This window comes from Microvirga sp. P4_A5, from assembly GCF_056402495.1.
The window spans coordinates 21,135-45,429 of the sequence record NZ_JBFUHH010000006.1 but is presented as its reverse complement, the minus strand read 5'-3'; the positions used below and the strand labels follow the sequence as shown (position 1 = coordinate 45,429).

Below are 24,295 nucleotides of genomic sequence, written 5' to 3'. Positions count from 1 at the left end.
GACGAGTTCGGCTATGACCTGTGCGGCGACGGATTTCCTTGATAGCGATGCCTTCGCCTTYAAGTGCCAGGATCGCCGCGTTGGTTTCCTCGCGTCGCAAAAAGCCGCCATATTGCAGCTTCTCCGCGCAAGTCAGCAGCTCCGGACTGATTGTCGTCGCGCCGATCGCGGCGCGGATCGACCGCATCGATTTCCGGACGGCATAGAGGAAGGCCGCACTGGCGTTCTCCATGAGGTGCCAACGGTCAGCGACCTGGACCGCATGCGGCAAGGCCCTGGCTGCGGCTTCTCCGTAACCGCCACCCCGGTCGCGCGAGATGATCTCGATCTCTGGATGGTCCGCCAGCCACGCCTCGACGGTCGCTCTCTCCCGATCCGGCAAAAGCGCCACGATCCGCCGCCGCTCAAGGTCACAGACAATGCTGCCGAAGCGATGGTTCCGGCGATAGCCCAATCATCGATGCCGACAACCCAAAGGGGTTCGGAATGACAGTGGGCCCGTCGGCGCACAACCCGCAACAGCGTGTCGTTGCTGACGCGAAGCATCAGTCGCTTCGCAAAACTGGCCGCCGGCCGGCCGCCAAGCGCAAGCCCGAGATGATGGACAATACACTCCAGGCGCGCTGTCCGCCGCGATCGTCGGGCGACAACCCTGTCGTCAAACCGTTCGACAAGGATGCGCCGTCGGCATCTTTCCACAACGCAGAAGAAGCGGCGCGCCATGACGCGCAGATGCACTCTCGACCGGAGCACGGCAGATCCGACACCTGACGCAGGTAGCGGCTGTGAACGCCGCGGGATGCCGCCCCACACTCCGGACACCGACCCTCGGTCGATCCAGATCGAACCGTCACCACGATCGCGTCTGTACTCTCAGCGAGAGCCTCGACGGCGAGCCCTAGCGGGATCAAGGACGATAGACGCGGATAAGACGGCATGAAGCTGATTCCCCCTGGATAACAGCCCAAGGCGATCAGCAAACTGACACCCATCCCTCTATGGCGCGCGATGGAAGCGCAGAACCTGGCAGCTATCTACCAGCGCAAAGTCGCGGAACTCGAGTGCCTGCTACCCGGTGTCGATTTCCGGGCTGAGGTGACCGGAACGATCCGCTCGATGATCGGGAGGATCACCTCGCCGCCGCGGATTAGTGGTCAAAGAGATGTGCAGCCATGGGTGTCGTTTGAGCTCAACTTCCGACGGGGTAAAACCGAGACCCGGACGCAAAGGAGAGACAGACGGCCAAAATCCGCTCGAGTGCGGCGCGCATCCGCTCTGATGTCCTCTCGTTATAGGCCTGGGGCCAGTTTCTTTCCGAAATGCCCTCTTGCGGCTCGCGTAAATAGCCCCGGCAGGAAAGTTCCATCTGAATGGCATGAACGCCTGCGTCGGGGTTGCCGATGGATCCGGTGATAAGCCCGCCCTTCAATTCGTCCGTTCATCACATGGCTGAAACCGGTGGACGCGCAGCAATCGTGGACGGCATTCGCTAGCTCCGGGTTGCAAGTGGTGCCGTCATTCGTCCCGATGTTGAAATGGGGTAGCACCCCATCGAACAAGCGAGGAATTTCGGAGCGGATGGAATGGCAGTCATAGACGACGATGCAAGGGTGAACTCCCTCAACCGCGATACCTCGGCCGCCAGTGCCGCAAAGTAGGGATCAAAGTAGAGAGAGCGGCGCTCGGCGATCTCCGCCGCATCCGGCTCCATGCCAGGATGATACAAGGGATCCCCATCGAATGTCGTCGTGGGACAAAGTTCGGGAGAGGACCGACCTGGGTAGAGGGAAGCGCCAGACGGGTCACGATTGACGTCTATTACCGTCCGCGACGTCGCCGTATAAATGGTGGTCGCCCTATCCCATCTGCGAAAGCATACAGCTTGTCGTCCCACCAGTCCGCATCCCGGCGGGCTAAACATGTTGAGCGCAGCCCATCCGCGTATGGTTCAGGGATTGCCGTTCCCGTATGAGGCAGGCTGATGATAAGCGGGGCTTCGCCGCGAGAGACTGTCAGCCATGAGCTATCTGAGATCACGCTTTGCCTCCTTCTGCTGTGGTCGTCTAGGTGCCCGGGAAAGTGTAGGCGGTCTTCACGGTCGTATAGAATTCTTGAGCGTAACGACCCTGTTCTCGTGAGCCATAGGACGACCCTTTTCGCCCACCGAATGGCACATGGTAGTCCGCTCCAGCGGTCGGGAGATTGACCATGACCGTCCCGGCCTCCGCGTTCCGCTTAAAATGGCTCGCATATTTCAGGCTCGTCGTACAAATTCCCGCGGAGAGGCCGAACTCCGTATCGTTCGCGACGTCGAGGGCGGCTTCGTAATCCTTGACGCGCATGACCGTCGCAACGGGACCGAAGATTTCCTCTTTGGCCACGCRCATCGATGGATCGACGTCTGTAAACAGGGTGGGAGACAAATAAAAGCCCGGCGTTTCGCGGGCGATCGGTTCTCCGCCGCAGATCAACGTGGCGCCTTCTTCGAGGCCGGTCTTGATATAGGAGAGATCCTGATCGAGCTGCCTACGATCAACCACCGGTCCAATATCTGTCTCGCTTTTTAGGGCGTGATCGACCACCAATCCCCTGATCCGTTCTGTAAGAAGCCTCACGAACTCGTCATGGATTCCGTCCACAACGATCAGCCTGGACGAAGCTGTGCAGCGCTGGCCAGTCGAGAACTACGCGCCGTTGAGCGCGCATTCCACAGCCGTATGCAAGTCGGCGTCGTCCAGCACGATAAGCGGGTTCTTGCCCCCCATCTCAAGCTGAATTTTCTTCATTCGATCGGATCCGATGCAAGCTTGCGCAATCTTGCGACCTGTGAAGACAGATCCGGTAAATGAGATCGCGTTCACCGCCTTGCTGCTCGACATCGCGCCGCCGACCACCCCGCCCGATCCCATGACGAGATTGAACGCTCCGGGCGGAAGACCTGATCGCGACAGTATCTCCGCGAGGGCATGGGAACAGCCGGGAACTAATTCAGCGGGCTTGAGCACCACGCAATTCCCGAATGCAAGGGCGGGGGCAACCTTCCACGCGGGGATTGCGAGCGGAAAATTCCACGGGGTGATCAAACCCACGACCCCTACCGGTTCACGCGTTACGTCAACCTCGATGCCAGGGCGCAACGAGGCAAGCTTTTCGCCAGCCATTCGCAGGCACTCGCCTGCGAAGAAGAGAAAAATCTGACCGGCTCGGACAACTTCGCCAATCCCCTCGGCAAGAACCTTTCCCTCTTCGCGCGACAGAAGAGTTCCGAGTTCCTCCTTGCGAAGAAGAAGCTCGTTACCAACCTTCGCCAAGATATCGTGTCGGAGCTGGATGGATGAGCGAGACCATACCGGAAAAGCCGCTGCGGCGGCAGCGCCCGCCCTCTGCATATCTAGTGCATCGCCGTGCGCGTACTCGGCGATCGTATCGTTGGTATCCGACGGATTGATATTGGGCACGGCTTCGCTTCCGAGGAGCCATTCACCGCCGATGTAGTTGCGCTGGATCATTTAAACACGTTGCCCTCGGATAACAGAACTCAGTCGCTGTGGCCTCGGAATTGGACTTCGATCAATCGTTAATGATCGCGCGCAGGAAGCGCCTCGTGCGTTCTTCGGCCGGGTTCTCGAAGAAGGCGCGAGCCGGCGCCTCTTCGACAATTCTCCCGGCGTCCAGAAGCATCGCCCGACTCGCTACGCTTTTGGCAAAGCCGATTTCGTGAGTTACCACGATCATCGTCATATCGTGTTCTTGATGCACCTTGCGGATGACGTGGAGAACCTCTTCACGCATCTCCGGATCAAGGGCCGACGTCGGTTCGTCGAACAACATCAGGGAGGGCTTCATTGCCAGGGCCCGGGCGATCGCGACTCGCTGGCGCTGCCCGCCGGAAAGTTGGAACGGGTACACGTCCGCCTTTTCCTCCATGCCGACTTGCTCCAGAAGCTTTCTACCCTGTTCGGTTGCCTCCTTCCTGGAGAGGCCGAGGATCTTCATCGGCGCGATCGTGATGTTACCGAGCGCCGTCATGTGCGGGAACAGATTGAAATTTTGAAAGACGAATCCGGTCGAAAGCCGAATTCTCTGCAATGTCTCAGGCGTGGCGTTCTCGACATTCCGACCGTCGACGGCAATGGTGCCGCTATTGATGGTCTCGAGGCCATTGATGCATCGCAGGAGAGTACTCTTGCCGCAGCCACTCGGACCGCACAAAACAAGCACTTCGCCCTGAGCGATTTCGATGGAAATACCGTTAAGCACGCTGACGGAGCCGTATGACTTGTAAACATCGTTGATTCGAATGAATCCCGGAGCCAGTTGGCCTTTTGCGTCCGTCGGGATTGTCGGGGCTGTCATCAGATCGGTTGCCATTTTTGCAGCCTTTCAAGCATCCGCATGACCAGGGCGTAACCCCAAATCAGAGCCACATAGAGGACCGCGGCACCGGTATAGAATTCAAGTGGCCGGAAGAATTGAACGGTCAGCTCCTGGGCACGGAACATCACCTCGGGCACGGCGATCAATACCGTGACGGTGACGTTCTTGATGACCGTGATATGAACGTTTGTCAGCGATGGGAGGGTGGCAAAAAAGGCCTGCGGCAACGTCACGTATCGCATCACCTGCCACCTCGAAAATCCGAGGGACTGCGCCGCCTGGGCTTGAGTCGTTGGAATGGCCTCAAGGCCGCCGCGAAATGCCTCGCAGGCGAGTGCCGCACCGTTCAACGACAAGGCGATGATGGAACTGACCGTCGGGGAAAACGAAAAACCCGTGAGGATCGGCATCACGTAATGGATCCAAATCAGCAAAACCACCACGGGAAGGGTACGGAACAAGTCTACGAAGACAATGGACACGCCACGCAAAAGGCGTCGCTGCGAGATGCTCAGCGCCGCGAGCAACACGCCAAGTATGGTCGTGAAGATGATGCTCGGGAAACTTGTCCACCAAGCGTGCCAAAGCCCGCCTGCGAGATAAGGTCCGTAATCCGCTAAAACCCCGAACTGGAATTTGTAGTCCATGAGATATCTCGACCTGACCTATCCGACGCAGTGGCATTGTCCTCACGGGTACATATTTGTTGATGCACCCGTGAGGATTCGGAGTTAGCGCGGGCCGGTTGCCAGCTCGGGCGGCAGCTTCCACTTGGCAGCGAGTTCGCGATACCAGCCTTTGAGCTTCATGGCGCGGGTGTAGGTATCGAGGAATACCAGCAGGTCAAGATCGGCGTACCGAACGGCGTGGTTCATGCTGGTCCATTCGGTTTCGTCGGCCTTGAACTTGACGTTGCGAAGTTCGTCTGGCCGCTCTTGAGCCCGCAATTCGTTCGAAACGGAATCGCCGATATAGGCCGTTGACCTTCCCTGCATGACTTCGAGCACCGCCGCCCCGGTGTCCGCTAATGGGGTAACCTTTGCCTTCTTGAAGGTGCGCTGGCTGAACTGCTGGGCTGAGGTACCGGATACCACCGAAATAGTGTTCCCCTCCTTGTCCAGGTCGGCGAGCGACTGGACCGGGCTACCCGCCTTCACCATCGCCGTAGACGAGAGATAGCCGAATGCCTCTCCAAATGCGACTGCGGTTGCCCGTTCCGGAGTTGCGCCGAGACCGCTCATGACGACGTCCCACTTGCCCGCCTGAAGACCGGCAACGAGGCCGCTCCAGGTGGTGTTAACCAATTCCACCTTGAGGCCGGTCATCGTCTCGAGATTGCGGATATCATCGACAATCAGGCCTTCGTACTGGCCCGTCTTGGGATTGAGCAAGACGAACTTGTTCCACGGCGCCACGCCGACCACGAGTTTCTTCTCGGACATGATCCGATCGAGTGTTGGTCCGGCCGACGCACTCGTTGCCGAAAACGCGGCGACCGCGGCAACGGCAACCGAAGCAAGTGTCTTCGTAACAGTTTTCAGCATGATCTTCCCCTTGTTGATTTTCGTCGGCGATTTGTTGTCGGCTAGTTCCACCTAGTGGACGGCGTCGGCAGCGAGAACCTTCTCCATTCCGACGATAGGCGCCGTGGCATCGGGATCGATGACGACGTCGAGCACATACGGACCCCCTGCGGCCAGACCTGTGGACAAGGCGGCCGCGATCGCCTCCGGATCCGTGACGCGTTGTCCGCCGCATTTGAGAGCTCGGGCAACTTCCGAATAGTCGACGTCAAGGAAGTCGCATTCCAGATAGCTTCCCATCACCTTCTGTTCCCAATGTCGCTGGAAACCGAGGGTACCGTTATTGAAAACGACGACGAGGACCTCTACGCCGTATCGAGCTGCCGTCTCGAGTTCGTTGAGGACGTAGCCGAAGGCGCCGTCCCCGGTCACGCAAATCACCTGGCGGGATGGATCGGCCATTTTTGCCCCGATAGCAGCAGGAAGGCTCCAACCGATGCCGCTCGTTCCCCTCGGCGACAGAATGAAACGCCCGGAAACCGGTACGTCGATATGGCTCATTGCCCAGCCGGTGACGTAACTGGCATCGGTAACGATGAGGGTCGAGTCGTCCACCTGCGCGGAAATTTCCGCCAGAAGGCGCTCGGGCCGGATCGGCGTCTGCTCCGATTCGGCCATCGGCCGGAATTCCGCTTCCCAAACGCGCTTCAAGTCATCCGTCCGCGACCTCGTGGCGGAATGCGTACTTGCGAGCCCGCGATCGGCGCATACGGCGAGGACATCGCGCAACGTGTCGCGCACGTCTCCCACCAAGGCAATCTCGGTCGCGAAGTTGCGCCCGACTTCAGCCGGATCGATGTCGAGATGGATCAGCTTGGTCTCAGGCTTCGGAAGCGACCAGTCACTGTAGCAGAGCTGCCCTGTGCGCGATCCGAGAACGAACACGACATCGGCCTCGGCAAACAGCGCATTCGAGATCTGACCGCGGCCATATCGACCGCCAGTCGTGGAACCGAGGGGGCCTACCGCGAGGGGGTGCGAATCCTCGATGGCGCCACGTCCCGTCATGGTCGTCGCGACGGGGATATCGAACAACTCCGCCAACATGCGGATCTCTTCATATGCTCCCGAGATGATCGAGCCCCCACCCGCGATCAGGAGAGGTCGTTTTGCCTTCGCTAGAAGTTCGGCCGCTGCCTCCGTAGCCTCTCGGCTTGCCCGCACCCGGTTCGCAGGAAAGTGAGTATAAGTTTTATCAGCCCACGTATCCGCATCGGCTTCGGCGGCCATGACGTCGGATGGGCAGAGCAGCACCACTGGTCCCGGGCGCCCGGAAGTCGCGATCCGATAAGCCTTTCGCACCGCGTCCGCGGCCTGCTCGGGAGCATCGATGCGGGTGACGTTCTTAACGTAGGGCGAAAGCGCGGTTGCGTGATCCAACGCGGAACTCGCGTTTTTGTCCTTGAGCCGCAAAGGGTGGTCCTGGACGAGCGCGATGACAGGAACGGACGACCGCTGAGCTTCTAAGAGGCCGGTGATCAAATTGGTAGCACCGGGTCCGAAAGTGGCGGCGCATACGCCGGGACGGCCTGTCACCTGGGCGTAACCGTGGGCCATGATGGCCGCGTGCTTTTCGTCTCGCACCGTAACGATCTTCGTGAAATCGCGATCAACCGCGTGAAAGACATGGATTGGATCCTCCATGCCAAACAGGCATGTGACACCGTAGCTTTTGAGCGTTTCGTAAAGTAGCGCGCCACCGGTGCCCCGCATTGTCTTCTCCCTGATTAAAAAGTGTTGCTTATTACGCAACACGTTGAATAATAAGCTACGCTTCTGCTACATATCTCGTCAAGCCGTGAAAGTGCGCGCAAATGAAGTCCATCGATAAGGCCATCGGCGCACTCCAACTGCTCGTCGACTCCGGGGGAGAGATCCGCGTAGGCGATACAAGCCGCCACTTGAAGGTCACCCGCAGCAGTGCGTCCCGGCTTCTGTCTTCCTTGGCAAAGGGAGGGCTGCTGGAACAAGACTTGGGAACCCAGCGCTACAGAGCTGGCATCCTCGCGGTACGGCTCGCGGCCAGCTTTCACCGCAATTTCGACATCGTCGAACAGGCTCAAAAGGACATGGAGGAACTGGCACGCAAGACCCAGCACACGGTCTGGCTCGGCGTGCTCTCAGGCGCCGAGGTCATCGTACTCAAAACCGTGCGCGGTTCTCAGCCAATCCAGTTCAATGTCGAGCCGGGCCACCGCTTGCCTGCGCATGCCGCGGCAATGGGTAAAGCTTTGCTCAGCATCAAAACCGACGACGAGATCCGCGCATTGTACGATTCGACGCCGATCCCCGAGACAAAGCAGACCGTCCGATCGGTCGACGATCTGATGCGGGAAATCGCCGACACGCGCCTCCGAGGCTACGCGATCTCCAACCAGGAGTTGTTCAGCGGAGTAAAAGCCATTGCGGTCGTATTCGAAGATCCACAAAAGGCGATGAGCATCGCCATTAGCGTATCGTATCCGCTATTCTCCTTCGAGGGCGCGGGCGATCAAACCATCGTCGACGAAGTCATGTCGTTTGCCCACCATTTCGGTGCGCGGATCGGCGACAGACGTTGGATGCGGTAATCCTCGCAGGAGATAACAACGAATCTCCGTCAGAAAAAGGTCGCTAGCGGCGACCGTCATCGGACAAACGATGGCCGCGGCAAAAGAGCGGAGTGCCGGTCTCTACGCCTCCATGATGCCCCTCAGGATACGTGACGCTCTCGATCAATCTATCCTTCTGATGTGAGAGTGATGGCGCGCCCGCTCACCTCGTCGCCCCGGACATCGATTACGATGCTTCGGCGCCGCTGTTGGGGAGTACTGCCGCCGCGGGCCTTTGTGCCCCTCCCAGCGACATGTCTGCCTCCTGCTGTATCACGTCGAGAAACGCCCGTCCGGTGCGCGAAAGCTCAATGTGGCGTGCGTAGACGACACGCGGCACGACCGTAATTTCAGGGGTAAAACGACGGAGTATTGCTTGTGGAAATAACTCAGCGACACCCATAGGCTCGACAACGGCAATGCCACAGCCCTTCATGGCCAGAGCGCAGGCGCTGACCGTAAAGTTGCTGCCGATCATCACATTCCGATCCAGGTCCACAGTTCGGAAGGCCTCTCCAAGCAATTCGTGGATTGGTTCGCTTTGGATGTTGGTGATGATTGCCTCCTGGGCCAGATCGCTAGGCTGAATTTCGGTCTGTCCAGCTAGGCGGTGTCCAGGCGCCATTACGCAAACGAGCGAGGTCTCGAATAGCGGGATCGTTACGATCCCCGCATGGTCCCCCGGCGTGAAAATAACGCCTAAATCGATCTGCCCGCTGCTTGCGAGTTCGAGTATTTCTTTAGTTTTCGTGACTTGCAGCCAGATCCGCACTCTTGGGCGCTCGAGTCGGAATCGCGCGATCGCGTCGGCGACGAAACTGCAGGCGAGCGTCGGCGTACACGCCAGAGTCAGCACGCCGGCCTTCGACTCCTTCAAGTCGCGGGCATACTTCTCTACGACACCAACGGAATGGAAAACTTTTTCGATCTCGCGAAACAGATTAAGCGCCTCGGGTGTCGGCTGGACCCGTCCTTTACCTCGCTGGAAAAGTGCGAACCCAACGAGATCCTCCATCCGTTGGACCGCTTTGGACACGGCGGGCTGCGACATTTGCAGTTGCTGACCGGCTGCGGTGAGACTGCCTGTCAGCATGACAGAGCGAAACACTTCGAGCTGGCGGAGAGTAAACATGCATCACCATAGCCTAAGGTTATGACAAGCGCATCAATTAGTACTCGACGTACCGGTAACCCTCGCGCAGCATCTGGGTAACAGAGCAGCAAAGTAGCGCGGTACAGCGCAACGTGGGCCAGCAACATTGCGAGGGCTCGCGCTCGGGTCGCGGCCATTCGGGCCGGTTGGCTCGCTGCCAAGGGAGTGATGGATGGCCAGATTCTCGACGCGGGCAATCGAGTTTCACAGCGGTTACGTATGGAATTTCGACTGGGTACGCCAAGGTCTGGAGTTTGCGCGCCGTCACGAGATGACTTCGCTCATCCTTCACCGCAACGACATCGTTGATATGGTGGTGTATCCAGGCAAGCTTTTCGGAGCTTCCGAAGGGGCGCAAAACATATTTGAACGCTACCGGGATATTTATCCTAAGCTCTACAAATATACTCCTACGCGCCGCAGCGGCCCCTATCAGCGTCGCGACTATCTTCGCCGCGTCATCGAACTCGCTGGACGACATGGCATTGATGTCTGGTTCCAGAACAAGGAGCTGTCCTTTCCGGACATCCTTCTCGAGCTCAATCCGCAGCTTGTGAAGGATGGAACACTCTGCCCGAATGATCCATTCTGGTGGAATTTCGTCGATACCAAGTACACCGAGTTGTTTCAGGATTTTCCTGAGATAGCCGGCATTATCACAGCGCCGGGAACAGGTGAGAGTCGGCTTGCGATCTCCTCCAACCGCTGCACATGTGAGGCCTGCAAGAATAGTACCCCGCAATCCTGGTACCGCAATCTCATCATGGCTATGCACGCACCGATCCGCGCCGCCGGCCGTGAGTTGGTGGTCCGCGACTTTGTCTTCGAGAAGAAAACGCAGACTGAGTTAGCTGAGACTATCGCCGATCTACCCGACGACGTCATCGTCAGCCTCAAGAACACGCCGCACGACTACTATCCGACCTTCCCCGACAACCCGCGCCTCGGTGACGTGGGTGATCACCGGCAATGGGTCGAGTTCGACACGATGGGCCAGTATTTCGGTTGGGGCATTGGGCCTGCCATTATCATCGACGACTATCGCAAGCGCATGGAGACGGCTTTGCGCCATGGCGTCCAAGGCGTCATTCTGCGCACCGATTGGGAAAGCTTGGACGGACACTCCTGCTTCCACACGCCTAACCGGCTGAATCTCCACGCCGCTGCGGCGTTGGCCGTGGATGGAACCGTCACCGATCGGACGATCCACCGAGGATGGCTGACCGAGACGGGGATGGTTAGGCAAGACACAAGCGACGTCGACCTTGACGCTGCGGCTGACTGGAGCGCCCGCCTTTTCGCTCGCTCCTGGGACATCGTGGCGAAGAGCCTTTTCGTAAATGACTGCGTCTTTTCCGACTCGAGCAACTACCCAGTCAGCCTCGATCACGCCTGGTGGTTGGCCGAGAAGAAAAACAGTCTCAAGGATTGGGATCCGTCAAAGGAGAACGCGCTTGAAATATCGGAGAACAATGTCCGTGCAATCCTGGCCGACAAGGACGAGGCGCTGAGGCTCGTGGAGCTGCAGCCAATGCTGGCTCGCGAAAAACCCGCTGGCCTCACCGAGGCGGCCCACACGGATCTCGTCGGCCGCATGGAAACTTTCAGGCTGTATGTGGCAGGATGGCGGGCAGTTGTTCAGGCCTGCATCTTGACAAAGTTCCTGCTGGATCGTCCGGACGACGTTGACGCATACGCTCAGGAGGTGCGGTCACGGATCGGCGGCGCTTTTGATCTGCTGCGCACCCTGGCAGATGAAATGAAGGCTTATTCTGCCGCAACCGATCAGCATTTTGCTGCCTATAACATGCTTGGCTGGGAGCGTCTGATGACCCTGCACGACGATCTTGCTGGGCGTATCCTGGAGATGCCGCAGGCAACTAAACAGCCGGCGGCGGTGGAGTGAGGCGGTTGAACGAGAATGATCGCTCGAAGCCATCCACCCCAACTGTGCAACTGGCCGTAGCGCTCGCTTTGTTCGCCGGCTGCTCGTTTTATCTCTACGCCGCGATGGGTTTCTCCTTTGGTGTATGGAGCAGTCCAAAGGCCGGTTTCATACCCAGGATCGCCGGCTGCCTTGGAGTGACGCTGGCCGCCTGCAATGTCGCCCGCGTCTTGTGGACCGCAAATCCGGGGCCGGTCGATCTCGGCCTCTCGCCGCAGCGCGCTCTCGCTTTCCTTGGCGTTCTCGTTGCTTATGTAGCGCTGTTGGGCAAGCTCGGCTTTCTCCCCGTCACCTTCGCCGCCACACTGGCGCTGATGCTCGTCAGCCGAGGCGTAAGGGGTCTCGCGCTGACACTGGCGATTGCCGGCGCGTTTTCGGTTGGCATCTGGCTGCTCTTCGGCAGCGTTTTGAACCTGCCTCTGCCATGACCTCGCTCGACGCACTTTTGCAAGGTTTCCATCTGGCGGCCACACCTGCCAACCTTGTTGCGGCAGGCATCGGCGTGTTTCTTGGCACATTCGCCGGCATGCTGCCTGGTCTGGGCATCTCTGGCACGATCGCATTACTGATCCCGATCAGCTTCGGGCTCGAACCCCTTACGGCGCTCGTGATTTTTGGAGGAATCTATTACGGCGCAGCCTTTGGCGGCTCGACTACCGCAATTCTTCTCAACGTGCCGGGCGAAGGAGCATCGGTTGTCACGTGCGTCGAGGGTCATGCAATGGCCCGACGCGGGCGCGCGGGCGCTGCGCTGTCGGTTGCTGCCATCGGCTCATTCTTCGCCGGCATTTTGGGCCTTGTCGGGCTGGTCCTATTCGCGCCGACCATCGCGGGTTGGGCCCTCGCCTTCGGTCCGCAGGAGTATTTCTGCGTCGCGGTTCTGGCGCTGGTGGTGCTCTCGGGAATTAGCGGACAATCGATGATTCAGTCGGGTTTGATGGTGGTGATCGGCATCATGCTGGCCTCGATCGGCGTCGACCCGATGACCGGCGTCGAGCGGTTCACCATGTCGAGTGACATTCTGGCCGATGGCATCTCGTTTATCATTGTGGTGATGGGCGTCTACGGGATGGCGGAAGTGCTGCAGACCGCCGCGGACGGTGATTTCGCAGTCACGCCGCCACGGGTCGCGTTCCGAGACCTCTATCCGACACGCGAGGAACTCGGCCGTTCAATACCAGCCATCGGCCGGGGCAGCATCATCGGCCTGTTGATCGGGCTGGTGCCTGGACCATCCGGCACAATCTCAACCTTTCTGTCCTACGCGGTCGAGAAACGCTTCAGCCGGGGGCGCGAGCAGTTCGGGTCCGGCGCCATAGAAGGGGTCGCCGGCCCGGAATCCGCCAATAACGGGGCCGATACCTCGACCCTGATTCCACTATTGTCCCTTGGCCTCCCCTTCAACGCCGGCGCCGCGTTGCTGCTCAGTGGCTTTCTCATCCATGGCATCACGCCCGGCCCCGACCTCGTCAATATGCGCCCTGATCTATTCTGGGGTCTTGTAGCGAGTCTGTTCATCGGCAACGTTATGCTGCTGATTATCAACCTTCCCTTCGTCGGCTTCTTTGCTTCCGTTCTGCGCATCCCCCTTGGCATCTTGATGCCACTGGTCGCTGTCATCGTGTTGAGCGGCACTTATTTCATCAACAACAACATTTCGGACCTGTGGCTCGCGATCGCATTCGGCCTCTTCGGCTGGCTTCTGAAGGGCACGGGCTACAGCGTAGCGCCGTTGATCATCGGATTGTTCCTCGGTCCACTAATTGAGAGGGGCTTCATTCAGTCGATGGTCCTTGCCGACGGCAGCTTGATGACGCTGATGGCCCGACCTTTCAGCGGCATCATGCTGGGGGCAGCGGCTCTGTTCATTGTTGCCCGCGTCAGCGTCGGTGTCCGCCGCCGCTTTCGAGGCAAACAGCTTGAAGTCGGCTTCCCGACCTCATGATAGCCTATCACCTACAACAACAAATCGAGCATCAGGGAGAGAAACATGACGTACCTAACTTCGACCCGTCGCGCCGTTCTTGCCGTTGTCTGTGTCGCCCCGCTTTTCGCGGCGCTGCAAGCTAGCGCTCAGGACTATCCGCAGCGCCCGATCCGGGTCATCGTTCCATTCCCGGCAGGCGGCGCAACCGACATCATGGGGCGCATTTTGACGAAGGCCGTCGAGGCGCGTCTTGGAAAGCCTCTGATCATCGAGAACAAGCCTGGCGCAGGCACCATGACCGGCCTGAACGAGCTCGTTGGCGCCCGTCCGGATGGGTATACGATCGGCATGGTGACGAGCACGATGGTGCTGCAGCCGCTCTATGGCGGATCAAGGCACGACTACCCGACCGCTTTGCAGCCGATCGCGCAGGTTACTGTCACGCCGCCCGTTCTCGTCACCGGCGCCGATACAAAGTGGAAGACAGCGAAAGACCTCGTCGACTTCGCAAAGGCTAATCCGAAGAGTATCAAATATGGCATCACGGGGTTCGGCAATTCCTCTCATATCGGACCGACACAGCTCGCCCGTGCAGCTGGCATCGAGATCGAGGCGGTGACTTTCGACGGCGGTGGCGTTCTGCTAACAGCGTTGCTTGGCGGCCACATCGCGGTGTCTGCGGGCAGCACCGTGGACTACAAGCCTCATATCCAGGCCGGTAAGCTGCGTCCGCTACTTAACTTCGGGCCTACTCGGAGTGAAGATCCCCTCTACAAGGACGTGCCGACCGCAAAGGAGCTCGGCTATGACGCAGAGATTGTCTCCTGGACCGGGGTGGCCGCCCCTAAGGGACTGCCTGCCGACGTCACAGCCAAGCTCAACGACGCTTTCAAGGCCGCTATGGCCGACCGCGAAGTCGCCGATGCAATCGCGAAGTTAGGGTCAGAGCCTGTTTATCTCGATGCTGCCGGCTTCGGCGATCGCTGGGCGTCGGAGACAGCTAAGCTACGGCAAGTCGTTACCGAAACTGGCATCCTCGAACTGGTGAAGAGTCAACGCCAATGAGCGGGTGTAACTTTAGAAACGGGTGGCCGCCGTTGTCCGAAGGCACAGACACTTACCCTAGTTCAGGTAACTAACCGGAGGTCTTATCCCCCCAAGCGGCCCCAACCAAACGTCACTCTGGTTGGGGCTTTCCTTTTACGACAGGCGCGGCCTTGGTTGGCAGTCTCAGCCGGTGCCCAAACATGGCCGCCTTGGATCCGATCTGAGTCTGATCGAGGTGATCCGTTGGTGCCTTCGCGTGGCGAGTTGAAGGTCTAGTTGCGCGGCGAGCTTACGGGGATACTTGCGCTGTGCGCTCCAAACGCCGGACCCTTTCGGATTCGGCTTTTATGGGTCGACACTTAAAGCCGATTGCGGGGACCTGAAACCACCGAGACTTGCAAGGGCGTGCTAGCTCGTCGGCGAATACGCCGCGCTCGAAATGCGGGACACGATCGACCGTCTCGAGAGTTCGAATTGCTCCCCGTCCGCCATAACCGCCGGTTCAGTGCTCGACATCAGCGGATATTTTTAAACCATAGCTTTTCGAAACCCAATTTAGGCCCCAGTCCGAATCCTGGTTGGGGACCCCCTAGTATATGGATCCCATGAGGTTGTCGGTCTTCATGGCCTCTTTCCGCCGGCGGGTGCTCCAGGGGGGAAATAGGCGGGGTCGTCGACAAGTTCATCGGGGACGGCGCGCTCATCATCTTCGGCGTCCTGAGCCCCGCCCGGGCAATGCCGCTCCAGCCCTCCTGTGTGCCCGCAAACTGCTGCGCCGGATCGACCGGTGGAACTCGAAACGCAGCTTCGATCCTCCGGGCGTGTCGGGATCTGCGATCTGCTTCCACAGCGGGCAGGTCTCTCGAGGGCTGGTGGGTGATGATGCCCCTGGGCGATATCGTGCCCGCCCAGGCGTTTCGGCGACGTCGCGTAGAAGTCGGAAAATCTCCGTCTGCCGATGTAGACCGATGACGAAGGTTGCCAAGGCAAACCGTTCTGTCGCGGTGATCGCCTCGCTGTTAGGGGACTCGAACAAGGCGTGGTAGCTCTCCTGCGAGAGGTTAGCCAACGAGCGCGATTCGGCGATCCGGCTGCTTCGTGCCGCCCCGCCAGCCGAGAGCCGGCGCAACCTCCCTGGCGATCAATTCGATCGAGCGCATGATCAGCGGATGTGGGGGATCGACAGAGTGAACCTGAAAGGCCAGATCCGTCACCCGCCGCAAGGTGGTGTCCTGGCTGAGAGACAGGATCACGTCCTCGGGCGTTCCCACATGAGTATCGAGGGCGGCGAGAATGTCAGGAAGGCTGTTGCCTGTCACCGTATGACCCCCGACGATGTAGCGGTCGATGACCGCCCCGAGTCCCACGCGGGCGATCTCCAGAGCTTCCTCGCGATTGTCGGCCACAAAGAGGCTGCGCGATCCGAGAATTCGGGGCTCGCGTCCGGAAGGGAGAGCAGCGAGATACGCATCGACGATCGGGTGCTGGATCTCCGCGAGCGACGCGGTCGGATTGTCAGCCGGGCGCGGCTGGGTGCGCGACAGCATGAGCCCGTCGCCGGCCTTGCCCGCACGAATTCCACCCCCAACTGAGAAGGTCGCCTGCCAGACGCGATCTTCGAGTTTAGGCGCCGCCGGATAGAGCGTGTCGCCTCCTTCGAGGCCCTCACCCTTCCAGGCGCCGCGAACGACTCTGAGATGCTGGTCGAAAATCTCCGATCGCCGCGCGCTGTCCTGCCGAAACGCCGTAAAAGATGACGGGGTCCCGCCCGTTCCCACACCGATCTCAAGACGGCCGCCGGACAGGAGGTCGAGCACCGCCGCGTCCTCGGCGACCCGGACGGGATTTTCAAGCGGCAATGTCACGATCCCGGTCCCCAGACGGATGCGCGAGGTTTGGGCTGCCGCATGCGCCAGAAAGACGAAAGGCGACGGCAAGCCGCCCTCAGCCTCGTGAAAATGATGCTGCGCGACCCAGGCCGATTCAAATCCGAACGCCTCGGCCTGGCGGATCTGCTCGATCGCGAGTCGATAGCGCTCTGCGGCGCTGCCCTTGTCGAGCAGCCGGGTAAAGAAGCCGAGGCGCGTATTGGTGAGAATGTTCATAGCTCCGCTCCGATGAGAGACCTATCGCTCGCCAAGCTTCTCATGCCCGGAATGGCTGCGATCAATTCTCGGGTGTAGGCAGTGGATGGCTCCAGGAAGACCCGATCAACCGGCCCCTCGTCGACGATGCGCCCGTTATGCAGCACCGAAACGGTGTCGGATATCTGCCGGACCACGGCCAGATCGTGGGACACAAAGAGGTAGGTGAGTCCGAGATCTTTTTGCAGTTCGTTGAGAAGATCGAGGATCTGGGCTTGCACCGTCACGTCGAGCGCCGACACGGCCTCATCGAGAACGAGAACCGGGGGATCGATTACAAGAGCGCGGGCAATGGCGATGCGCTGCCGCTAACCACCGGAAAGCGAAGTGGGCTTGCGCGCAAGGACGGACTGAGGAAGACCCACGCGGTCGATCATCGCTTCCACCCTGCGGCGGCGCTCGTCCTTGGTCGGGACGCTGAAATTGAGAAGCGGCTCCTCGATGATCGCGTAGTTCGTCTGCAGAGGGTCGAGGGATCCAAATGGGTTTTGGTAGACGAGCTGGATCTTGCGACGGAACTGACGCAGTTTCTCGCCCTTGAGGCTCGAGAGATCCACGCCGTCGATGATCACGCGCCCCGAGCTCGGCTTCTGAAATCCGACAACTGCCCGGATTGTCGTCGTCTTGCCGGAGCCCGATTCACCGACAATGGCGTGCGTCGTGCCCTTGGAGACGTGAAACGAGATGTTGTCGACGGCGCGGAATGGGTCCGCAGACCCAACTGAGAATTCCTGCACCAAATTCTCCACCACGATGACGTGGACTTCGGCGCCCGACGCGGGTCTCTTGGGACGGAGAGATGGGTTCGACAGCGAGGGAGCGTCAGAGAGGAGTTTTCGCGTATACGAGCTCTTCGGCGAAACCAGAACACCGGCTGTCGTTCCCTGCTCCTCGATCCGTCCGTTCTTCATCACCACCAGCCGGTTGGCCCGATCAACGGCAATTCCCAGGTCATGCGTGACCAGGAGAACCGCAGTGCCGGACTCGCGCCTCAAGTCGTCGATGAGATCGAGAATCCGGCGCTGCACGGTCACATCGAGCGCGCTGGTTGGCTCATCGGCGATAATCAAGGAGGGCCGCAGCGCAATGGCTATGGCGATTAGAACCCGTTGGCGCATTCCACCGGAGAGTTCGTGGGGATATTGCCTGGCACGGAGCCGGGGTTGCGACAGACCGACCCGGTCGAGTAGCTCGATCACCCGGGTCCGGATGAGGTCTGGGTTCCCGCGTTTGTGGATCTGCATGATCTCACCGACCTGCGCGCCGATAGTCTTGACCGGATTGAGAGAGCTCGCAGGATCCTGCGGGATGAGGCTCACATGACTGCCCCGAATGCTCTCAAGCCGCTTCTGCGACCAGCCGGCGATATCGATGCCGTTCAGTCTAAGGGCGCCAGAATCTACTCGCCCGTTCTCGGCCAGGAGGCCGATGACGCTCAACGCTGTGGTGGTCTTGCCCGAGCCGGATTCACCCACCAGCGCGACCACCTGGCCGGGCTCGACCTTGAGCGAGATGTTATGCACGACAGGCCGATAGCCGTCATTGTCCCTGTATGAGACGGCGAGATTTTCAATTTCAAGGACCGGATGACGGCCGTCGATGCGTGGTTCTGGCAGCGTCATAGCCTCGTCCTCCCGAGCGAGTGGCTGATGCAGTTCGTCGCCAGCACGACCAGGATCACCACCACACCAGGGGCCGTCGTGAGCCACCAGGCGCGGGCCATGTAGTTGCGCCCTTCGGCAATCAGAAGGCCCCATTCGGGAGTCGGTGGCGGAGCACCGTAGCCAAGGAACCCCAGGGTCGAGATCGCCAGAATGGCTGAGCCGAACTGCAGCGCGGCCAGTGCCATGACCGATGTCAGGGAGTTCGGCAGAATATGCCGCCACAAGACGCGGATAAAGGTTCCGCCGCTCCCAAACGCGGCCTCGACATAGTCGCTTCGGCGCACCCGGACGACCTCGGATCGGGATACGCGGGCAAAGCTCGCAATGGACGCGACACCGACCGCGATGGCGGCGTTTATGGTGCCGAAGCCCAAAAGAATGATGATGCTCAGCGACAGCAGCAGGCTTGGAATCGACAGCAGCACATCGACAACACGCATGATGACCGCATCCAGACGGCCGCCGGCCGATCCGGCCACGAGACCCAGGCTCGTTCCCACGAAGAGACCGACGCTCACAGCCATGAAGGCGCCCGACAGCGAATGCACGGCTCCGTGAATGATCCGGGAGAGGACGTCGCGGCCCAGGGCGTCCGTTCCAAGCCAATGCTGCGGGCCCGGTGGACGCAACTGCATGCCCGCAATGCCTTCGATCGGGTTAAAGCTGGTGAAAAGGTGCGGGAAGACAGCCCAGAGCACCACCGTCCCGACCATGAGCCAGGACAGGACCAGCAAGGGGCGCGCTTTTCTGATGGCGGTTCGCCAGCCGACCAACCTGCCGCGCAATCCGTCGCGAAGGCCAGCGTCGGACGTTCCAATGGAATCTTGCAGGATGATGTCGGATGTTGTCATGCGGTCGCTTCCTTTCCAATCCTCAAGCGGGGATCGAAGACCGGGTAGAGAAGATCGACCACGAGGTTGATGACCACGAAGGCTGTCGCCGAAATGACGACCAGTGCCTGAAGCACGGCAGCGTCCTGGTTGCCGACGGCCTGCTGGGTGAGGCTTCCGATTCCGTTCAGCCCGAAGACCGCCTCCGTCACCACCGCACCTGCGAGAAGTTCGCCGAAAAGGATGCCGGCGATGGTCAGCGTCGGCAGGAGGGCGTTGCGTCCCACGTGCTTCCACAACACCCAGCTCCGGGTCGCCCCCTTCGCTCGCGCCACCGCCACGAAGGGCTGGGTGAGAACCGCATCGATGTTCCGCATCACTATCTGCGCCAGGGGAGCGGAGATCGGAATCGCCAGGGTCAGGACCGGCAGCACGAGGGCCTGCCATTCCCCGGGATTGATGACCGGGATCAGCCGCAGCTGGAAGGAGAAGATCTGGATCAGCATGATGCCGAGCCAGAAGACCGGGATGGAGACGAACAGGGACGGCAGCGACTGCAGGAGAGAGCGAAGCCATGAGAAGCGAGACATGGCTGCGAGGAACGAGATCGAAACGGCCAGGATGGCCGCCACGAGGAAGCCGAGCGTAGCAAGGCGAAGGGTCGAGGGTAGATTGGCCGAAAGGAGATGGCTGACCGGCACGCCGGCCTGGACGGAATAGCCGAGATTCCCGGTCAGGAAGTTGACGATGGTGCCCGCGTATTGCGTCAGGATAGGCGTATCCGATGCATAGGCCGCTTGAATTTCCGCGAGCTGCGCGGGGCTGAGACCGAGCTCGGGACTCAGGAACTTGATGAGGATGGCATCGCCGGGCAGCGCCTGAAGCAGGATGAACGAGACGGTGAAAGCAGCCCAGAGAACGACCGCCGCCTGGTTGATCCGGCTAAGGAGATATCGCCACGTGGCCATTTCCATTGCTTTCCCTGGTGTGGCGCTCCGGACGCCCTGAAGTCGCGTCCGGAGGCGACCGGATACTCAGCGCTTCGAGAGCCACACGCCGTAGAAGCTGGGACGGCCTACCGCCTCGAAGGCGACGCCATTCACATAAGGAGCACCAGCGAAGGCCTGCGGCTCTTCGAAGATCGGGATCGCATAGGCCTGATCGATGACGTAGGTCTGCACGTCGCCGGTCAGCAGGAGCCGCTTCTCCGTGTCAGGTTCGGACGCCACTTCGTCGAGCAGGCGGTTGAGCTTCTCGTCGACGAAAGTCTGAACCTTCTCGCCCGTTCCGCCTTTCTGAAGCAGCACGTTGCGATTGGTCGGGTAGAAATTGCTCTTGATCACATCCGGATCGGCGCGGCCCACCATGGCCGGAGAGACGGGCGTCTTGGTCGGATCGAGATTGTCGAGGACCCGGCTTCCGGAATCACCCGCGAGAACGTTCAACTTGACGCCGACTTTCGCCCATTGCTGAGCCACGAGCTGCAGCGTTTCCTTGTTCTGCGGCTGGGGCGGCGATTCATAGGCGGTAAGAACGAGGGGCTTGCCATCCTTCAGCCGCGTGTTGTTGGGCCCAAGGGTCCAGCCTGCCTCGTCGAGGAGCGCCTTGGCCTTGTCGAGATCGTAGGTAAGTTTCGACGAGATATCCACATAACCCTGCGCGCTTTTGGCGATCACGGAAGAGGCTTGCGGGTAATTGGGCGAGAACAGCGTCGAGACGATTTCCTTTGCGTTCGTCGCGTGGAGCAGGGCCTTTCGAACCCTGAGATCCGCGACCAGCGGGTTGTCGGGGCGGAAGACCACGCTATTGTTCACTCCGCGCGTCGAAGGCGCGTAGATTTTGAACTTCTGGCTCTCGACCTGCTTCTCGTCATAGGCCTGAACCTGTCGAATGAAATCCGCTTGTCCGACCAGCAAGGCGCCGATGCGAACGCTGTCTTCGGGCGCGACGATCAACTTGATGCCATCAAGAAGGGCCCGCCCCTGCTGCGGAAGTTTCGCCGGTCCCCACGCATAATCTTTGCGAGCGGAGAGATTCAATTCGCGGCCGAGCGCCTCGTTTGACACTACGAAGGGACCCGACCCGATGATCTTGGTGGCATCGCCCAGACTCTCGAACGGCAATTCAAGCGTCTTTAAGGAAACCAGGCCAGAACCGATGACCGAGGTCCCTTGCAGGAAGCCTGGAGACGGCTTCTTGAAGTAGAATTTCACCGTAAGCGCATCGATCACTTCGCTGCGGTCATAATTGTTGATGACTTCGGAGACGGGCAACTTGAGCTTGCTGTTGCCAAGTCCATAGGTGTCAAAATTCTTTGCTACTGCGGCCGCATCGACCGGAGATCCATCCGAAAACGTCACGCCTTTGCGGATCTTGAACGTGTACTCCGTCGCCGCTTTGTTGATCTCCCAGGATTCGGCGATCCACGGCTCGATCTCCAGCGTTTTCGGATTCTGGTAGGTCAGCTTGTCGGTGATCTGGTTGAGGATTCCGCCGTTCGGATAAAAGCCGCCGGCTGGTGGATAGAGGTTGGTGTGCGGCTGCTGCTCGAGGTAGACAAGCGTGCCGCCCTTAACCGGAGTCTGGGCTTGTGCCGATGCCGACAAAGCCATCGCGGTTGCAAAGGATGCCGCAAGCAAAACTGTCAGGCCGGTGTGCGTATTCAAGTGGGCCATGTCTGATCCTTCTGTTGCCACCACCCACCTGGGGGCTGGGGCGAATTGCCTTGCCGCTGGACCAGATTATTTGATGATAATTCCTTTTTTACAACCAGAATGTTCTTTTTAAAGAACGAGCAAATGAAGCATTCTCTTCTTTTGCGTTGGCTTCCAACAGAACTTCCTTCCGACGCGGAATACTCAGGCGCGGCGGGCCGAACTGGAAGCGGAGAAGGCGTCGCGGTTGGCACGCCAGCGTGCGCCGGGACCAAACCTGAAGGTTTCGGTCCATCCGAATCTGTGGGCACCGAGTGGAGCTTTGTTCGGAGTTGTCGTGTCTAGGTTTTCAATCGACCTCTGATCACTTCGTCTCGCTTTTTCCTTCCGGGCGCCTGTCAACAACGACAGTATCGGCCCCGCCGTTCGTATCGTCGCCAGGGCAGACCCGGAATTCGTCAGGCCTCGTGATCACCGCGATAGCGCGCGAAGGTGCGCTGGCCGGACGGCCCGAACAGGATCACCTTGTAGATGTCCGGCTCCATGCCTTCGACTTCCATGCCGGGCGATCCAACGGGCATTCCGGGAACGGCCAGTCCATTGGCTTGCGGCTTCTCGGCAAGCAGACGCTTGATGGATGCGGCAGGCACATGCCCCTCGATCACGTAGCCGCCGACTTCGCCAGTATGACACGACGCGAGCGCCCGCGGCACGCCGAGGCGTGTCTTGACGCGGTTGATGTCCGACGTCTCGACGATCTCAACCGGGAAACCCGCCTGCTTCAGATGGTCCGCCCATCCGGAGCAGCAGCCGCAGGTCGGATCCTTCATCACCACCACCTTCGGCAAGCCTCCGGCCGCCCAAAGCGGGGTCACAAAGGCTGCTCCCGCGAGTCCGGCAACGAAGGTTCGCCGGGTACATGCCAATGATTTTCGCACGTTGTTCTCCTTGGTCTCTGCTTTCGTACCCGTCGAAGGCTGTCGGCCCTCACCGGAAGAAGACGTATTTGACGAGGGCAGCGATGACGACCAGAGCCAGGACAAGCGCCAAGAGCTCGAACAGCCCCATGCCCCACATCATTCCGCCGCCCATAGAGTCGTGCATCATGATGTCCTCCTCATGTAATCACTCCGCGGCATGCTTTAACCCTCGCGTCTCGGGATCGATTGTCCCGCTACCGACTGCCGCCTCTTTCGGAAGTCCTCGCTCTTTGGCAAGCTCATAGATTGCCGGAATCACGATAAAGGTGAGCAGGGTCGACGAAACCATTCCCCCGATCATCGGAACCGCGATGCGCCGCAAGACCTCCGACCCGGTACCTGTGCTCCACAGGATCGGCAGCCGCGGTAATACACGACCGGCTCGCTCGACGCGGCCTTGGTCACAACCGGGGCCGCGGGCGACCCGATACCGAGATGCGTGCGGACGGTCGAAATCAGCGCCGGAAGACAGATCCTTGCCGTCACGTCAGGCCTGTTCTGTCCCGCCCAATAGCCGGCTCCCCCGCCGCTAGCGCGGCGAGGGTTCCGGCAAACAATGCGGCCCGGCTCATTTGGTGGCCTTGAGGACGAACTTGTTCTCGACCGTGCCGTTCTCGCCTTGGACCTTGGCACCAAGCGAGAGTTGCCAGCCGCCCGCCATCGTCAGCCTTGTCTTGAACTGGTAGACGCCCGGCTCGGTCGACGGCACCTGCTCGATGGGCGAGTCCATCGTCGGCATCCCATCAGGAGCCATGTCGATGCGCTTGGCGAAGATCACCGCGTCCGGCACCGGCTTGCCGGAGCGCTTGTCGACGAGCCGCACCGCGACGACGGATTCGCCGAGCTTCAGCTCCTTATTCACCACGGACTGATGTCAGTCGGTGACCCGCCTACTCGACTTCAACGGCGCCGCGTATAGCTCAAGGCGATGATTGATGAGTTTATAGCCAAGCTCGTGGGCAATCGCATTTTGCAGCCGCTCAATCTCGGCGTTCCGAAATTCAACGACCCTTCCCGTCTCGATGTCGATCAAGTAATCGTGGGACGTCTTCGTGACTACCTCGTAACGGGACCGGCTGCCACGGAACGCATGGCGCTCTAGGATGCCCTCGCCTTCAAGGCGCTTTACCGTCCGATAGACAGTGGCGAGAGAGACGTGCGGGTCGCGTTCGACTGCCCGGCGATGCAGTTCGGCGACATCCGGGTGATCCTCCCCTTCCGTCAGGATTTGGGTGATCAGGCGACGTTGACCCGTCAGTCTCAATCCCCGTCTACGGCACTGCGTTTCGATCTGATTGATCATCGTCAGACATGTCCCTCGCAAATGGACCCCGGTCGCCGCAACACTCTGCTTGGCGAGGTGGGACATGGGCTTGGTTTTCAAGCGACGCACGGCTGTC

The 24,295-nt window shown here is 59.9% G+C and carries 16 protein-coding genes and 6 pseudogenes; 5 read left to right on the top strand and 17 right to left on the bottom strand.

Features of this window, described 5'->3' with window-relative positions:
* Positions 1-7 precede the first annotated feature (7 nt).
* The 7 genes and pseudogenes from AC1DVM_RS03645 to AC1DVM_RS03615 all read right to left on the bottom strand — a co-directional run.
* Positions 8-938: pseudogene (locus AC1DVM_RS03645) on the bottom strand (ISL3 family transposase); the annotation flags it as partial.
* A 351-nt stretch (positions 939-1,289) separates the two neighbouring features.
* A pseudogene (locus tag AC1DVM_RS03640) lies at positions 1,290-1,921 on the bottom strand (N-formylglutamate amidohydrolase).
* Positions 1,922-2,063: 142 nt separating this feature from the next.
* A pseudogene (locus AC1DVM_RS03635) lies at positions 2,064-3,509 on the bottom strand (aldehyde dehydrogenase family protein).
* A gap of 61 nt (positions 3,510-3,570) precedes the next feature.
* Positions 3,571-4,356, bottom strand: a complete 786-nt coding sequence (locus tag AC1DVM_RS03630; protein WP_477252176.1) for an amino acid ABC transporter ATP-binding protein — start codon at positions 4,354-4,356, stop codon at positions 3,571-3,573.
* Entirely contained in the window at positions 4,356-5,024 is a 669-nt protein-coding gene (locus tag AC1DVM_RS03625; RefSeq protein WP_477252112.1) for an amino acid ABC transporter permease, read from the bottom strand. Before AC1DVM_RS03625 ends, AC1DVM_RS03630 begins: the two co-directional genes overlap by 1 nt.
* A gap of 84 nt (positions 5,025-5,108) precedes the next feature.
* Complete coding sequence (locus AC1DVM_RS03620; protein WP_477252111.1) at positions 5,109-5,972, bottom strand: transporter substrate-binding domain-containing protein; 864 nt, start codon at positions 5,970-5,972, stop codon at positions 5,109-5,111.
* Complete coding sequence (locus AC1DVM_RS03615; RefSeq protein WP_477252110.1) at positions 5,973-7,673, bottom strand: thiamine pyrophosphate-binding protein; 1,701 nt, start codon at positions 7,671-7,673, stop codon at positions 5,973-5,975.
* Between the two features lie 101 nt (positions 7,674-7,774).
* Here AC1DVM_RS03615 and AC1DVM_RS03610 point away from each other — a divergent pair, with 101 nt between their 5' ends.
* Positions 7,775-8,530, top strand: coding sequence for an IclR family transcriptional regulator (locus tag AC1DVM_RS03610; RefSeq protein ID WP_477252109.1), 756 nt, complete (start codon positions 7,775-7,777; stop codon positions 8,528-8,530).
* A gap of 208 nt (positions 8,531-8,738) precedes the next feature.
* Here the strand turns inward: AC1DVM_RS03610 and AC1DVM_RS03605 are convergent, their stop codons facing one another.
* Complete coding sequence (locus AC1DVM_RS03605; RefSeq protein WP_477252108.1) at positions 8,739-9,683, bottom strand: LysR family transcriptional regulator; 945 nt, start codon at positions 9,681-9,683, stop codon at positions 8,739-8,741.
* A 193-nt stretch (positions 9,684-9,876) separates the two neighbouring features.
* On the opposite strand from AC1DVM_RS03605, the gene AC1DVM_RS03600 reads away from it, so the two are divergent.
* The 4 genes from AC1DVM_RS03600 to AC1DVM_RS03585 are packed head-to-tail and all read left to right on the top strand — an operon-like array spanning position 9,877 to position 14,641.
* On the top strand, positions 9,877-11,610 hold the full coding sequence (locus tag AC1DVM_RS03600) for a hypothetical protein (RefSeq protein ID WP_477252106.1): 1,734 nt from the start codon (positions 9,877-9,879) through the stop codon (positions 11,608-11,610).
* 5 nt (positions 11,611-11,615) lie between these two features.
* Entirely contained in the window at positions 11,616-12,077 is a 462-nt protein-coding gene (locus tag AC1DVM_RS03595; protein WP_477252105.1) for a tripartite tricarboxylate transporter TctB family protein, read from the top strand.
* Complete coding sequence (locus AC1DVM_RS03590; protein WP_477252104.1) at positions 12,074-13,594, top strand: tripartite tricarboxylate transporter permease; 1,521 nt, start codon at positions 12,074-12,076, stop codon at positions 13,592-13,594. The genes AC1DVM_RS03595 and AC1DVM_RS03590 overlap by 4 nt, the downstream gene beginning before the upstream one ends.
* Positions 13,595-13,639: 45 nt before the next feature.
* Positions 13,640-14,641, top strand: a complete 1,002-nt coding sequence (locus AC1DVM_RS03585; RefSeq protein ID WP_477252102.1) for a Bug family tripartite tricarboxylate transporter substrate binding protein — start codon at positions 13,640-13,642, stop codon at positions 14,639-14,641.
* Positions 14,642-15,684: 1,043 nt separating this feature from the next.
* Here AC1DVM_RS03585 and AC1DVM_RS03580 read toward each other — a convergent pair.
* From AC1DVM_RS03580 to AC1DVM_RS03540, 9 genes and pseudogenes are all read right to left on the bottom strand, one after another.
* On the bottom strand, positions 15,685-16,728 hold the full coding sequence (locus AC1DVM_RS03580) for a putative FMN-dependent luciferase-like monooxygenase (protein WP_477252100.1): 1,044 nt from the start codon (positions 16,726-16,728) through the stop codon (positions 15,685-15,687).
* A pseudogene (locus AC1DVM_RS03575) lies at positions 16,725-18,389 on the bottom strand (dipeptide ABC transporter ATP-binding protein). The gene AC1DVM_RS03580 and the pseudogene AC1DVM_RS03575 overlap by 4 nt, the downstream one beginning before the upstream one ends.
* Positions 18,386-19,282, bottom strand: coding sequence for an ABC transporter permease (locus tag AC1DVM_RS03570; protein WP_477252098.1), 897 nt, complete (start codon positions 19,280-19,282; stop codon positions 18,386-18,388). Before AC1DVM_RS03570 ends, AC1DVM_RS03575 begins: the two are co-directional and overlap by 4 nt.
* Positions 19,279-20,229, bottom strand: coding sequence for an ABC transporter permease (locus AC1DVM_RS03565; RefSeq protein WP_477252097.1), 951 nt, complete (start codon positions 20,227-20,229; stop codon positions 19,279-19,281). The genes AC1DVM_RS03570 and AC1DVM_RS03565 overlap by 4 nt, the downstream gene beginning before the upstream one ends.
* Before the next feature lie 66 nt (positions 20,230-20,295).
* Positions 20,296-21,936: a TIGR04028 family ABC transporter substrate-binding protein gene (locus AC1DVM_RS03560; RefSeq protein ID WP_477252095.1), complete on the bottom strand. Its 1,641-nt coding sequence runs from the start codon at positions 21,934-21,936 to the stop codon at positions 20,296-20,298.
* A gap of 437 nt (positions 21,937-22,373) precedes the next feature.
* On the bottom strand, positions 22,374-22,853 hold the full coding sequence (locus AC1DVM_RS03555) for a DUF411 domain-containing protein (RefSeq protein ID WP_477252094.1): 480 nt from the start codon (positions 22,851-22,853) through the stop codon (positions 22,374-22,376).
* A gap of 187 nt (positions 22,854-23,040) precedes the next feature.
* A pseudogene (locus AC1DVM_RS03550) lies at positions 23,041-23,256 on the bottom strand (efflux RND transporter permease subunit); the annotation flags it as partial.
* A gap of 207 nt (positions 23,257-23,463) precedes the next feature.
* Positions 23,464-23,760: pseudogene (locus tag AC1DVM_RS03545) on the bottom strand (FixH family protein); the annotation flags it as partial.
* Positions 23,761-23,769: 9 nt separating this feature from the next.
* Positions 23,770-24,198, bottom strand: coding sequence for a Fur family transcriptional regulator (locus AC1DVM_RS03540; RefSeq protein WP_477252092.1), 429 nt, complete (start codon positions 24,196-24,198; stop codon positions 23,770-23,772).
* Positions 24,199-24,295 lie beyond the last annotated feature (97 nt).

What these genes read in the sequence shown, in the direction of transcription:
- AC1DVM_RS03605 (WP_477252108.1), bottom strand. Translation starts at nt 9,683, where the DNA reads ATGTTTACTCTCCGCCAGCTCGAAGTGTTTCGCTCTGTCATGCTGACA.
- AC1DVM_RS03625 (WP_477252112.1), bottom strand. Translation starts at nt 5,024, where the DNA reads ATGGACTACAAATTCCAGTTCGGGGTTTTAGCGGATTACGGACCTTAT.
- AC1DVM_RS03600 (WP_477252106.1), top strand. Translation starts at nt 9,877, where the DNA reads ATGGCCAGATTCTCGACGCGGGCAATCGAGTTTCACAGCGGTTACGTA.
- AC1DVM_RS03570 (WP_477252098.1), bottom strand. Translation starts at nt 19,282, where the DNA reads ATGACAACATCCGACATCATCCTGCAAGATTCCATTGGAACGTCCGAC.
- AC1DVM_RS03560 (WP_477252095.1), bottom strand. Translation starts at nt 21,936, where the DNA reads ATGGCCCACTTGAATACGCACACCGGCCTGACAGTTTTGCTTGCGGCA.
- AC1DVM_RS03540 (WP_477252092.1), bottom strand. Translation starts at nt 24,198, where the DNA reads ATGATCAATCAGATCGAAACGCAGTGCCGTAGACGGGGATTGAGACTG.
- AC1DVM_RS03590 (WP_477252104.1), top strand. Translation starts at nt 12,074, where the DNA reads ATGACCTCGCTCGACGCACTTTTGCAAGGTTTCCATCTGGCGGCCACA.
- AC1DVM_RS03580 (WP_477252100.1), bottom strand. Translation starts at nt 16,728, where the DNA reads ATGAACATTCTCACCAATACGCGCCTCGGCTTCTTTACCCGGCTGCTC.
- AC1DVM_RS03610 (WP_477252109.1), top strand. Translation starts at nt 7,775, where the DNA reads ATGAAGTCCATCGATAAGGCCATCGGCGCACTCCAACTGCTCGTCGAC.
- AC1DVM_RS03585 (WP_477252102.1), top strand. Translation starts at nt 13,640, where the DNA reads ATGACGTACCTAACTTCGACCCGTCGCGCCGTTCTTGCCGTTGTCTGT.
- AC1DVM_RS03565 (WP_477252097.1), bottom strand. Translation starts at nt 20,229, where the DNA reads ATGGCCACGTGGCGATATCTCCTTAGCCGGATCAACCAGGCGGCGGTC.
- AC1DVM_RS03630 (WP_477252176.1), bottom strand. Translation starts at nt 4,356, where the DNA reads ATGACAGCCCCGACAATCCCGACGGACGCAAAAGGCCAACTGGCTCCG.
- AC1DVM_RS03615 (WP_477252110.1), bottom strand. Translation starts at nt 7,673, where the DNA reads ATGCGGGGCACCGGTGGCGCGCTACTTTACGAAACGCTCAAAAGCTAC.